Origin of the sequence: Halioglobus maricola, from assembly GCF_009388985.1 — a bacterium.
In the GTDB taxonomy this organism is placed as follows: Bacteria; Pseudomonadota; Gammaproteobacteria; order Pseudomonadales; family Halieaceae; genus Halioglobus; species Halioglobus maricola.
The window spans coordinates 1,265,006-1,277,878 of the sequence record NZ_CP036422.1 but is presented as its reverse complement, the minus strand read 5'-3'; the positions used below and the strand labels follow the sequence as shown (position 1 = coordinate 1,277,878).

Sequence of the window (12,873 nt, the reverse complement as noted above, 5' to 3'; positions counted from 1 at the left end):
AGTAACCCTCACCTACGGATATACGCCATGCAACTCAACATCAATGGCCAGCTTCACACCCTGGACGTCTCCCCCGACATGCCACTGCTATGGGCTTTGCGCGACCACGCAGGCCTCACCGGCACTAAATTTGGTTGCGGTAAGGGCCTGTGCGGTGCCTGCACTGTCCACTTGGATGGCAATCCCATTCGCAGTTGCTCAACCCCGGTCTCAGCCGCGCAAGGCAAACGCGTAGTAACCATTGAGGGCCTCGCGGTAGACGCCTCTCACCCCGTGCAGAGAGCCTGGAAAGACAACAATGTGCCCCAGTGTGGTTACTGCCAGTCGGGGCAGATCATGTCCGCTGCCGCCCTGCTGGCAAGCAATGCCGCGCCTTCCGACGGCGACATCGACGCCGCCATGTCCGGCAATATCTGCCGCTGTGGCACTTACCCCCGTATCCGCGCGGCGATCAAGCAAGCAGCGGGCGAACTGAAGGGGGACAAATCATGAACAACATCCAGACTATTACACGCCGTCGCTTCCTCGAACTCACCGGGCTCGCCAGTTCAGGCGTGGTACTCATGGGCAGCCTGACTGGCACCGCCCTGGCCAGCGTACTCGACGAGCCTGCAGGTAAGCCCTTAAACCTGTTCGTGAGCATTGGGACTGACGGTGTCGTTGAGATCATCGCTCACCGCTCGGAGATGGGCACCGGTATCCGCACCAGCCTGCCCCAGGTCGTCGCCGACGAAATGGAGGCTGACTGGAACCAGGTGAAAGTCATCCAGGGACTCGCCAATGCCGATTACGGCAGCCAGAATACCGACGGATCTCGCTCGATCCGCGACTTCTACCACATCATGCGGCAGATGGGCGCAGCGGCGAAACACATGCTGGAGCAGGCCGCCGCAGAGCGCTGGTCCGCCGATTCCAGTGACGTTTCAGCGAAAGAACACAAGGTCTACCACCGGGATGGACGCTCGCTCAGCTTCGGTGAATTGGCGGTGGCTGCAGCACAACAAGACATGCCCGAACTGGACAGTCTCAATCTCAAGGATAAGCAGGACTTCCAATATATCGGCAAAAGCGTACCCATAGTTGACCTGGACGACATGTGCACTGGCCGCACCACCTACGGCGTGGATGTGCGCATACCCGATATGCTCTTTGCCAGTATTGAGCGAACGCCGGCACTGCAAGGCAAAGCCAAAAGCTTCAATGAAGCGGCGGCAAAAAAAGTGGCTGGAGTGGTGGATGTGGTCAAGATCGACGGCAGCCCGCTTCCATCAGCCTATAATGCCCTCGAGGGCGTGGCTGTTTTAGCCCGGGATACTTACTCGGCAATGCACGGTCGGGAGCAGCTGGACGTGCAGTGGGACCTCGGCGATCACGCCTCCTACGACTCCGCTAGCTACATCGATGGCCTGGCGAAAAAAGTGAGCAGCGGCCCCGGGGTGGTCCAACGCGAGCGCGGCGATACCGACAAAGCACTGGCCGCAGCGGACAAGTCGATCGAAGCAACCTATAAGGCACCCTACCTCGCCCACGCCCCCATGGAGCCACCGATGGCCACCGCCCATATCCATGATGGCATTTGTGAAATCTGGGCCTGCACCCAGACACCGCAGTCTACGCAGCGCACCGTCGCCGCCGCGCTAGGGCTGGACCAAGACCAGGTAAAAGTTCACGTCACCCTGTTGGGCGGCGGTTTTGGCCGCAAATCCAAACCAGATTTCAGTGTGGAAGCGGCTCTACTTGCCAAAGCCGCCGGCAAGCCAGTACAGGTCATATGGACACGTGAAGATGACATCCATCAGGATTACTTTCACTCCTGCTCGGCCCAGTACTTCAAGGGCGGTCTCGATCGCGACGGTGCGCTATCCGCTTGGCTGGCGCGAGAAGCCACTCCACCTATCGCGTCAATATTCAACGCCGATGCCGATATCCAGGGGGCTGGTTCCCTGGGCCAGAGTTTCGGCACTATCCCCTTCGCCGTTCCCAACCTGCGCATCGAAAGCCACAAAGCGCCGGCACATATGCGCATCGGCTGGCTGCGCTCGGTCTACAACATTCCCTATGCCTTCGGTGTCGGCTCCTTCATGGATGAACTGGCGCATGCCGCCGGAAAAAACCCGCGTGACTTCTGGCTGGAGAGTATTGGCGAGGACCGCCATCTCACATTCGAACAGGAAGGCCTGGAGTTCAGCAACTACGGCCGCAGCCTCGACGACTACCCTTACGACACCGGGCGCTTCAAAAACGTGATTACCCGCCTCACCAACACTCTGGCCTGGGACGAAAAATTGCCCGCAGGTCAGGGCTGGGGGCTTGCCGCGGCACGCAGTTTCCTTGCCTATGTGGCAGTGGTCTGCAAGGTGGAAGTGAAAGACGGTCGTCTATCCGTACTGGAGATGCACACCGCTATCGATGCCGGCACCGTGGTCAATCCAGACCGGGTACACTCCCAGATGGAAGGCGCCATGATATTTGGCCTGAGTCTCGCACTGATGGGAGAAATCACGTTCGAGAACGGCCAGGCAGTGCAGTCCAACTTCCACGACTATCCGGTAGCGCGCATCAATCAGACACCACAGATAATAAAAACCCACATACTACCCAGCGATGCACTGCCGGCCGGGGTAGGTGAACCCGGCGTACCGCCGGTAGCGCCGAGTATTGCCAATGCCATATTTGCCGCAACCGGCCAGCGCATCCGCGAGTTTCCGTTTAACAAAACCTTCAGCGTCTGAACGATGCGGACAATGGAGTTGGACATCCTCGAGCGCAGCCGTCACTGGTGCGGCGAGGATCTGTCACCCTGGTTGTGCACGATTGTGCGGGCCGTTGGCTCCTCCCCGCGCCCGGTGGGCTCAATGCTCTGCTGCCTTGCCAGTGGAGAACAGGTGGGATCCCTGTCAGGCGGATGCGTGGAGGAAGACCTGCTCGAGCGCATACAGCAGGGAAAAATCGACCGGAAAAAACCGCAAATCGTCGAATACGGTGTTAGCCCCGAGGACAACGAAAAACTGGGCCTGCCCTGCGGCGGCAGATTATTCGTATTGGTGCAGCAGCTTGACCAGACGGATATATCCTGGATCGAGAAAGCTGTGGCCGCTATCCAACAAAGGCACTGCATCGAACGGCGCCTTAATCTCGAGACGGGGGCTACAGAAACCGCCCACGTTGAACACTTTACCCACTTGATGCAGGACACTGACAGTTTGCGTCAATGTTTTGGCCCCAAAATGCGCATGCTGTTGGTGGGGGCGGGCCAGTTGGCTCAATCTCTGGCCGAACTCGCCCTGGCCATGGACTACGAGGTGCTGGTGACCGACACGCGCCAGGCCACACTAAACCAATGGATGGGCCCTGAAGTACCACTGCTGCAAGGCATGCCCGACGACATTGTGCGCGCCCACGCCGCCGACAGTTTTTCAATCGTCATCACACTTACCCACGATCCCCGCATCGACGACATGGCGCTGATGGAAGCACTGAATACCGACGCATGGTATGTCGGCGCGCTGGGCTCGGAAAGAACCACAGAGAAGCGTTTACGGAGACTGCGGGCACTTGAGCTCGATGAGAGTGCCATTGCCAAACTGCATGCACCGGTGGGGCTCGCCATAGGCAGCAAAACGCCACTGGAAATTGCGGTGGCGATAATGGCGGAGCTGACCCAGCTCCGCCGCGGCTCTGTTTCGGAAGCCCCTTAGCGATTCCGACCCAGCGTTTCATGGGCATCCACCCACTCGTTTTTACCCGTATCCTTATCTCTCCTGGTAGCTGCACCTAGTGACAGCTCTCCAGCGACCACAGTGCCGGCGGCAATCTCGAGCAATTTGTAGGCCTTACCCTTGCCATAACAACCCATTAATTCCAGACACTCCCGCTGGGTACCGAGACTGGTACCGCCACCGTAGCTCGCCATGACGAGTGCCGGCATGGTTATCGAGAAACTCAGATCACCGCTGCGAGTCACATAGCAATAAACGGTGCTCTGCGCCGCCTCGCCGACGCAGGCGGCATCCTGGCCCGTGGCGATATACATTGCCGCGAGGCCGTTTACCGGGTGAGCGGCATTGCTGGACGAACCGGCGATATACGAACTCATCAGGCTGATCTGCTGGCCGTACGCCATTTGCTCAGGCGTAATTCGCAGCAGATTTTGCAGCACCTCGCGTGGAATCGTCAGCTCGGCCGTGACCCGCCTGCCCCGCCCGCCAAGGGAATTGACTGCAGAGGGTTTCTTCTCAGTATCAAAGTTAGACGAAAGCATGTAGTGGCGCAGGGTGGGATATTGCTGCTGAATCCACTCACACGCCATATAGGTGGCACGACCCGTCATGTTCTGACCCGCAGCATCGCCCGTAGTGTAATTGAAACGCGTATTAACCCAATTATGGAACACATAACTTTCGATCTCGACCAGCTTACCCACTGAGGTTGTGGCCTCCGCCTGAGCCTTGACCTGATCGAAGTTGTCTTTCAGCCAGAGCGAGAAATCGCGCGCCTCGCGCGCATTGCGAAACAGGAATGCCGGCGCACGCTGCATCGCCTCACCACAAACCGTCGTTGTCACACCGCCGCTCTCGCGAATGACCCGCATGCCGCGGTTGTAGCTGGCAATCAGGGTGCCTTCAATCGTTGCCATAGGCACGTAGAACTCACCCTGGGCATGCTCGCCATTTACCAGCAATGGCCCAGCGACACCAATTGGCACCTGTGCCACGCCAAACAAATGCTCACAGTTGCCATCCATGCTGGCAGGATCAAAGGAGAATTGCTTCGTGTGATTCAATTCTGCACCAGTCTTCTCCTCGAGAAAGTTCTGACGCTCGGCAATGATCTCGGCGCTGAAATCATTCTCGCTGTTACGGGGTATTTTGTTACTCATATCGGCCTCAATATAGACAGTGTCAATATTCCGAGACAGACCATAGCTTCATATATTGACGGTGTCAATATTGAATGATAGTTTGCCCAATCCCCCAGAGATGGAGACGCCTGCATCGTGAGTGCGCAAGCCGCGAGCAAAAGAAACTACCACCACGGCGACCTGAAACAGGCGCTGCTGGACGAGACCGCCCGCATTCTTCGCGAGGAAGGTGAAGAAGCCCTCTCCCTGCGGACTCTCGCCGCCAAGCTGGGCGTTTCCCGCACGGCCCCCTACAATCATTTCAAGAACAAGCAATCGTTGCTCTGCGCCGTCGCTGAGGATGGCTTCACCCGCTTTAACCAGAGCATGAAGAATGCGCGCGACCTCAGTCGCGACAAGGGAGGCGAAGCCATCACCCGCGCCATGGTGAAGGCATATCTCGATTTTGCTCGCAGCCACCGCGAATACTACGACTTGATGTTCGCCGGCGAATTTTGGCGCTCGGAAGATCTGACACCCGCACTCAAAACCAAGGCCAGGAGCGTTTTGCGACAGGACATCGAGCGCCTCAAGCGCGGACAACAGCGCGGCCTGATTGCACAAGATCTCGATACCGTACAGTTTTCCCAGATGTATTGGGGCACCCTGCATGGCATTAGCCGTCTATCATTGGACGGCGTATTCACCGACAACACCTCACTGAAAAAGCTGTGTGACTCAACTGCCACTATGCTGTGGCAACAGCTGGACCCCAAAGGAAACTAAGAAACCATGTACGACATACTGCAGCAGACCATCGATGAACTCACCGCGCCCGACCAGATGTTCGCTATCACAGAAACGGAAGTGCGCGGACAGACCCTGAAAGCATGGACCCACGCGCCGGCAAATCTGCGTGACTTCTGGCTGTCGTCTGCCGGGCACGGCGACAAAGACTACCTGGTTTACCAGAACGAACGACTGACCTACGCGCAGGCCCACGAGCAAGTCGCCCGTATAGCCAATTGGCTACACACCAATGGCGTGGGCCCAGGCGACAAGGTCGCTATCGCTATGCGCAACTATCCGGAATGGATGCTCAGCTACTGGGCTATCGCCTGCGCAGGCGCCACTTCTGTGGGCGTGAACGCGTGGTGGGTGCCGGAAGAACTCAAGTATGGCCTCGCCGACAGCCAAACCTCCTTGCTCATCTGTGACCAGGAGCGCCTCGAAAGATTCGAGGAAATACGTGACGCGTTTCCCGACATGAAAGTCGTCACTACGCGCTGTGAAACACCGGCCTGGGCCACTCCGTGGGAAACACTCCTGTCTGCGCCCGCGGAGTTGCCTGAAGTCGAGATCGATCCCGATGACGACGCATGCATTTTCTATACGTCGGGAACAACAGGCAAACCCAAGGGCGCCCAGCTAACTCACCAAGGGTGCACGAACAATGTGCTGAGCACACTGTTCAGCAACCTGAGCCAGCTCAACGCCGTAGGAAAACTGAGCGAGAAAGAAGGCAATGATCCTATGCCACCTGCCGCGACCAGCCCGGCGACAATCATCGCCGCACCGCTATTCCACGTCACAACCAACAACTGCGCGGCCCAGGCGCAGACCTTCCTCGGCGGCAAGCTGGTGCACATGTACAAATGGGATGCGGGCGAAGCGCTGCGAATTATTGAGGAAGAGAAGATCACAACGTTTAGCAGTGTGCCCGTCATGACCAGAGAAATGATTGCCCACCCCGATTTCGCCACCCGCGACACGTCCAGTATGGCAATGTTTGGCGGTGGCGGAGCACCGGTTCAGGCCGACCTCGTAGACAAAGTCTCTGAACGAGGACGAGGCGCGCTGCCAGCCCAGGGCTACGGGCTCACCGAAACCTGCGGCCTGGTCGCAAGCAGCCTGGGTGTCTTTTTGAGCGACAAACCCGGTGCAGCAGGGCGCATCGTCCCAACCTGTGAAGTCTGCGCTATCGATAGCGAGGGCAACGCATTACCTGCCGGTGAAATAGGTGAAATCTGTCTGCGCAGCATCCAGGTCATCAAGGGCTACCTCAATCGCCCGGACGCCACCGCAGAAACTATTGTCGATGGCTGGCTACGCACTGGCGACATTGGCTATGTTGATGCAGACGACTTCGTTTATCTGGTAGATCGCGCCAAAGACATGGTCTTGCGCGGCGGCGAAAACATCTACTGCTCCGAGGTAGAAACAGTGCTGTTCAAGTTTCCCGGTGTTGCCGAGTGCGCGGTATTTTCAGTGCCCGATGAACGCCTGGGTGAGGAAGTAGGCGCAGCAATTGTGCCTGAAACCGGAGCCAGTTTTAGCGCAGGTGAACTGCGAGCGTTCTGCAAAGATCATCTCTCCCCGTTCAAGATTCCCAAATATATCTGGATCACCGACACACCACTGCCGCGCAACGCTACTGGCAAATTCATGAAGCGGGAGCTGCAATCGTCACTTGCTGTCGAAAATGCAAGCTAATGGCGGCTGCAGCTTGCAACATTTTTCTCTGCAGCACAGCGCGTCGGCCGCGCCCAACAATTAAAACACAGCTATTTCAGGAAGAACCATGATACCCAGAACCGTTTACGAACCAGAACACGAACTCTTTCGCGAGAGCGTACGTAAGTTTCTCGAAACCGAAGTAGAACCCTATCACCAGGCGTGGGAAAAGGCCGGCCAGGTAGACAAGGCACTATGGCAAAAGGCCGGCGCACAGGGTTTCCTCGTCCCCGGCGCTCCGGAGCAATACGGCGGTGTAGGCGTGGACTATCGCTATAACTCCATTATCAATGAAGAGGTCGCCCGGGGAGGCCACACGGGAATCGGCTGGTCTCTGCACAGCGACATCTCGGTACCCTATATCCTGAACTTTGGCAGCGAGGAACAAAAGGAGAAGTATATTCCTGGCTGTATCTCAGGGGAGATAGTCACGGCAATCGCAATGACTGAGCCCGGCGCAGGATCCGACCTGCAAGGCATAAAGACGACGGCCATTCGCGATGGCGATGACTTCATCATCAACGGCTCGAAGACCTTTATTACCAATGGTCAACATGCTGATTTGGTGGTGGTTGTCGCAAAAACCGACCCAAGCAAAGGCGCAGCGGGCACCAGCCTTTTCCTGGTCGAAGCCAACACACCCGGTTTCGAGAAAGGGACCAATCTGGACAAGCTGGGCATGAAAGCCCAGGACACATCGGAACTCTTTTTCAATGATGTACGTGTGCCTGGCAACGCCTTGCTCGGCGAAGAAGGCAAGGGTTTTGTCTATCTGATGCAGGAATTACCGCAGGAGCGGCTGCAGATTGCCGAAGTCGGTATCGCCAGCGCAGAAACTGCCCTGGACTACACGACTGAGTATGTCTCAGAGCGCAAGGCCTTTGGAAAAAGCATTGCTGACTTCCAGAATACCCAGTTCAAACTCGCAGAAATGGACACTGAAATCAGCGTCTGCAGGGTATTTATTGACCGCTGCCTCGAACTGCATCTCGATGGAAAGCTTGACCCGGTTACCGCCGCCAAAGCCAAGCTTCACGCCACCGAGTTACAGGGCCGGGTGCTGGATCAGTGCCTGCAGTTGCACGGCGGCTATGGTTTTATGTGGGAATACCCCATCGCTCGAGCCTACGCTGATTCGCGGGTACAGCGCATCTATGGCGGCACCAGTGAGGTCATGAAACTGATCATCGGTCGGAGCCGCCTGAACTGACCACATATTGCAGTATCTCCACCACCTGGGCGGGCTCCTCCGCCCAGGCCATTGCCGCGGCATCTACCTCTTTAAGCGGGTGTATGATGCTTTCGTCGTGCAGCGTGATGTAGGGTTTACCCAGGGCAGCGCAATAGCCCGCATCAAAGGCAGCATTCCACTGCTTGTACTTGTCTCCGAAACGAATGACCGCCAGATCGCTTTTCTCGATCAGCGTCTTGGTACGAATAGCATTTACCTTGGAAGACTTGTGGTCGCGCCAGAAACTCTTTTCTTCGCCGCCCAACACGTCGCCGGCAGCATCACTTGCCGCATGATCGGTCACCGGTGACACGAAGTTCACCGGCAGGCCTAGCGAGTTGCTCCCGGCAATAATTTGTTCACGCCAGTCACTATGGATTTCCCCCGATAGATATACGAGCCAAGTCATGTTGTTCTCTCCCAGATTTTTGAACTAAAGATTTACCGACTAAGGTTTTTGTACACTTCTATCACCCTCTCCCGCAGCCAGCGACTCGCCTGATCATTGTCGGCGCTGCGATGCCAGATCAGGTTCAGTTGAAGACCCGGGAGCACCAGCGGCAACTCCAGTGCTTTTAGCGATGTCCGGTGTGCCCAGTGGCTGGGAGCGGTCAGCAGTAGATCGGTACGGCTCACCACCTCCGGCGCCGTGTAGTGATTTTGCATGCGCAGCCTAATATCGCGCTGATAACCCAGGCGATTGAGCTCGGCGTCCACGACCCCTAGCCCGGAAGGTCGACTACTAACGTGCACGTGCCCCATCGAGAGATATTTCTCCAGGCTGATACTGTCGCCCAACTCTGGGTGATCATGACGGACCAAGCAGACATAACGTTCCTTGAATAGCGGCTCGTGACACAGCTGGGGGTCAGCCCGGCCGATCACATCGATCGCCAGATCAAGCTGCCCGGAAGCCAGGGCCGAAAACAGGTCCCGCCTGCGAATCAGGTAATTCTGCAGTGACATCGCTGGCGCTTGCTGGGCGAGCGTCTCCATCAGTTCCGGCAGCAGCGTGGCCGCCGTATCGTCATTCATACTCAGCTGAAACGTGCGATCACAGGACGCGGGGGCAAATACATCGCCTTCCAACACCGACGTCTCCAGCATCTGCAATGACTCCCGAACCCGGCCGATAATATTTTCAGTCAGGGGGGTTGGCACCATACCTTTGGGCGAACGGATAAACAGTTCGTCATTGAAGCTCTTGCGCAGGCGCGCCAGGGCATTACTGACGGTGGGCTGGGTTACGCACAACACTTCAGCCGAACGAGTAAGGTTGCGCTCGGTATAGATCGTATCGAGTACCACAAAAAGATTGAGATCAACGCGATTAAGGCGCATGACAACAGGGCAAACTTCGTTATTGATAGATCTTATACAGTAGCATTAACCCAATAAATTTCAATAATACTTGAGCGTTGGCTATGCTCTCTGCTGCTATGAACAAGACACTATCAACAAGCCACTACTCGAGGACCTCATCATGAGCAGCGACATTTTCGATCTCTCCGGCAAAATCGCACTGGTCACCGGCGCCAGTCGTGGCATCGGCGAAGCCATTGCCCACCTGCTAGCCAGCCATGGCGCCCATGTCATTGTTTCCAGCCGCAAAATCGACGATTGCCAGACAGTGGCAGATGCCATTACTGCCAAGGGGGGAGCCGCCGAGGCCCTGGCGTGTCATGTCGGCGATATGGAAGCCATCACAGCTACCTTCGCAACCATCAAAGATACCCACGGCAGGCTCGACATTCTGGTCAACAATGCCGCTACAAACCCCTACTTTGGCCACATCCTCGACACCGACCTGGGTGCCTACAACAAGACCGTTGACGTCAACGTTCGCGGTTACTTCTTCATGTCCATAGAGGCAGGGAAATTGATGCGCGAACAGGGCGGCGGCGCTATCGTCAACACCGCATCTGTAAACGGCCTGCAACCAGGGCCCATGCAGGGCATCTACAGCATCACCAAAGCGGCCGTGATAAACATGACCAAGTCCTTTGCCAAGGAATGCGCCCCGCTGGGCATCCGCTGCAACGCCCTGCTGCCTGGCCTGACCAAGACCAAGTTCGCCGGCGCACTGTTTACCAATGATGACATTTACGACCATGCGATCAAAAGCATTCCAATGGGACGCCATGCAGAACCTGAGGAGATGGCTGGCACGGTGCTCTACCTGGTGTCCGATGCGTCCAGCTACACCACGGGTGAATGTATCGTGGTAGACGGCGGACTCACCCTGTAAGGACCCCCAATATGGCTGATAACTTTGACAACAAGGTCGTTCTGATTACCGGCGCAGCCGGTGGCTTTGGCCAACTACTCGCGCAGAAGCTCGGCGCGGCAGGCGCCAAACTGGTACTTGGCGATCTCGACACAGAAGCACTGCAGGCGCAGGCTGAAACACTGCGATCAGCAGGGACTGAAGTCGTCACCGTGCGCTGCGACGTCAGTAGTGAAGCGGAGGTTTCCGGGCTGGTTAACCTGGCTGTCGAAACGTTCGGACGATTGGACATTGCCGTCAACAATGCCGGCATCAGCGGCAGCTTCAAAGCACTGATCGACGTGGAAGAGGATGAGTACGACCTCAACCTCGCGGTCAATGCCAAGGGTGTATTCTTTGGCCTGAAGCACCAGATCAGACAGATGCTCACGCAGGGCGGCGGCACCGTGCTCAATGTCGCCTCCATGGCAGGGCTAGGCGCTGCACCTCTGCTGGGTGCCTACTGCGCCGCCAAACACGCCGTTGTCGGCCTGACCAAAACCGCCGCGGCGGAGTACGCTGACAAAAACGTGCGTGTAAACGCGATCTGCCCCTTCTTCAGCCCTACACCCATGGTGACCAATGTGGCTGACCAGGGCACGCGGGACGTACTGGCAAAACGCTGCCCGATGAAACGCCTGGGCACTCCTGAAGAAATGGTCGATGTCATGCTGACCCTGATCGACCCCAAAAACACTTATATGACTGGCCAGACTATCGCCGTGGACGGCGGTGTCTCGGCCTTCTAAACAAGAGGAACAATCATGGATTTTTCATACTCCCCGAAAACCCAGGAAATGGTGGCGCGCGTCAACGCGTTTATGGAAGAGCACGTCGTACCCCGCATCCGTCAGTTCAACGAGGAAGCGCACCAGGGCTACGAAATCTCTTTCCTCAAAGACCTGCGCGAGCTCGCCAAGTCAGAAGGGCTTTGGAATATGTTCCTGCCGCACCTGAAAGACGATGAGCCCGGCACTCGCCTCACCAACCTTGAATACGCTCCTGTCGCCGAGCTCACCGGCCGTATCGGTTGGGCACCTGAAGTGTTCAACTGCAACGCCCCTGATACCGGCAATATGGAACTGCTACACATGTTCGCCACGGAGGAACAGCGTGAGCAGTGGCTGAACCCAATGCTCAATGGTGAATTTCACTCAGCATTTGCCATGACTGAGCCGGACGTGGCCTCCTCCGATGCGACCAACATCACCACGCTAATGCGTCGCGAGGGTGATGAGTATGTCATCAATGGCCGCAAGTGGTTCATCTCCAATGCCGCACGGCCCGATTGCAAATTTTTTATCGTGATGGGCAAGACCGATCCAGACAACGAGAACGTACACAAGCAACAGAGCATGATTCTAGTGCCGAACGGCACGCCCGGGTTGGAAATACTGCGCAATCCGACGGTAATGAATCACCACTCCCGTGAAGGCCATTGCGAAATTGTGTTTAAGGATGTGCGCGTACCGGTTAGCAACCTGCTCGGTGAAGAAGGCTCGGGCTTTGCCCTGGCCCAGGCCCGCCTTGGGCCCGGCCGCATTCATCACTGCATGCGCGCCATCGGTGCCGCCCAGCTCTGTCTGGAGTTGATGACTGAACGCGCCCAGGAGCGGAAAACTTTTGGAAAATTCCTGCACCAGCACGGCAGTGTGGCTGAGTCCATTGCCCAGTCCCGCATGGAAATCGAATCAACCCGGCTACTGGTCCTGAAGGCGGCATGGATGATGGACAACGTGGGCGCCAAGGAAGCAAGGCGTGAAATTTCCATGATTAAAGTGATGGCGGCGCAACTGTTATGCAGAGTCAGCGACCGCGCTATGCAGGTGTTCGGCGCCATGGGCCTGAGCCCCGATACTCCGCTGGTAGATATCTACACCATGGGCCGGGCACTGCGCTTCGCCGATGGCCCCGACGAGGTCCATCTGCAGGGTATTGCGCGCATGGAAATTAAGGCTAGCCGCGAGAACCTCGGTGCCACGGCCGCCTATCTCACCCCGCCACTGCGCGACTAAACACCAT

The 12,873-nt window shown here is 57.0% G+C and carries 12 protein-coding genes; 9 read left to right on the top strand and 3 right to left on the bottom strand.

All coding sequences use genetic code 11. The annotated features are described in order from the left end of the window. Positions 1 to 27: 27 nt before the first annotated feature. From EY643_RS05820 to EY643_RS05810, 3 genes are read left to right on the top strand one after another with little or no spacing between them, the layout of a single operon-like run. Positions 28 to 492, top strand: coding sequence for a (2Fe-2S)-binding protein (locus EY643_RS05820; protein ID WP_152661310.1), 465 nt, complete (start codon positions 28 to 30; stop codon positions 490 to 492). After that, positions 489 to 2,732, top strand: a complete 2,244-nt coding sequence (locus EY643_RS05815; RefSeq protein WP_152661309.1) for a xanthine dehydrogenase family protein molybdopterin-binding subunit — start codon at positions 489 to 491, stop codon at positions 2,730 to 2,732. The genes EY643_RS05820 and EY643_RS05815 overlap by 4 nt, the downstream gene beginning before the upstream one ends. 12 nt (positions 2,733 to 2,744) lie before the next feature. Further along, positions 2,745 to 3,698, top strand: a complete 954-nt coding sequence (locus EY643_RS05810; protein WP_240732835.1) for an XdhC family protein — start codon at positions 2,745 to 2,747, stop codon at positions 3,696 to 3,698. Here EY643_RS05810 and EY643_RS05805 read toward each other — a convergent pair. Then, positions 3,695 to 4,879 carry a hydroxymethylglutaryl-CoA reductase gene (locus tag EY643_RS05805; RefSeq protein ID WP_152661307.1) on the bottom strand — a complete coding sequence of 395 codons (1,185 nt, stop codon included), beginning with the start codon at positions 4,877 to 4,879 and terminating at the stop codon, positions 3,695 to 3,697. The two genes, EY643_RS05810 and EY643_RS05805, sit on opposite strands and share 4 nt — an antisense overlap. A 117-nt stretch (positions 4,880 to 4,996) precedes the next feature. Between EY643_RS05805 and EY643_RS05800 the strand changes: the two genes are divergently transcribed. The 3 genes from EY643_RS05800 (at position 4,997) to EY643_RS05790 (ending at position 8,564) form a co-directional block, all read left to right on the top strand. Then, entirely contained in the window at positions 4,997 to 5,626 is a 630-nt protein-coding gene (locus EY643_RS05800; protein WP_152661306.1) for a TetR/AcrR family transcriptional regulator, read from the top strand. 6 nt (positions 5,627 to 5,632) lie between these two features. Further along, complete coding sequence (locus tag EY643_RS05795) at positions 5,633 to 7,333, top strand: class I adenylate-forming enzyme family protein (RefSeq protein ID WP_152661305.1); 1,701 nt, start codon at positions 5,633 to 5,635, stop codon at positions 7,331 to 7,333. Between the two features lie 88 nt (positions 7,334 to 7,421). After that, complete coding sequence (locus EY643_RS05790) at positions 7,422 to 8,564, top strand: acyl-CoA dehydrogenase family protein (protein WP_152661304.1); 1,143 nt, start codon at positions 7,422 to 7,424, stop codon at positions 8,562 to 8,564. Here the strand turns inward: EY643_RS05790 and EY643_RS05785 are convergent. Then, a complete protein-coding gene (locus tag EY643_RS05785) occupies positions 8,539 to 8,994 on the bottom strand; it encodes a YtoQ family protein (RefSeq protein ID WP_152661303.1) in 456 nt (151 codons plus the stop codon). The two genes, EY643_RS05790 and EY643_RS05785, sit on opposite strands and share 26 nt — an antisense overlap. Positions 8,995 to 9,026: 32 nt before the next feature. Next, entirely contained in the window at positions 9,027 to 9,926 is a 900-nt protein-coding gene (locus EY643_RS05780) for a LysR family transcriptional regulator (protein WP_152661302.1), read from the bottom strand. Between the two features lie 142 nt (positions 9,927 to 10,068). Between EY643_RS05780 and EY643_RS05775 the strand changes: the two genes are divergently transcribed. The 3 genes from EY643_RS05775 to EY643_RS05765 are packed head-to-tail and all read left to right on the top strand — an operon-like array spanning position 10,069 to position 12,866. Next, a complete protein-coding gene (locus tag EY643_RS05775; protein ID WP_152661301.1) occupies positions 10,069 to 10,833 on the top strand; it encodes an SDR family oxidoreductase in 765 nt (254 codons plus the stop codon). A gap of 11 nt (positions 10,834 to 10,844) precedes the next feature. Further along, complete coding sequence (locus tag EY643_RS05770; RefSeq protein ID WP_152661300.1) at positions 10,845 to 11,600, top strand: SDR family NAD(P)-dependent oxidoreductase; 756 nt, start codon at positions 10,845 to 10,847, stop codon at positions 11,598 to 11,600. Positions 11,601 to 11,615: 15 nt separating this feature from the next. Continuing rightward, complete coding sequence (locus EY643_RS05765) at positions 11,616 to 12,866, top strand: acyl-CoA dehydrogenase family protein (protein WP_152661299.1); 1,251 nt, start codon at positions 11,616 to 11,618, stop codon at positions 12,864 to 12,866. Positions 12,867 to 12,873: the final 7 nt, after the last annotated feature.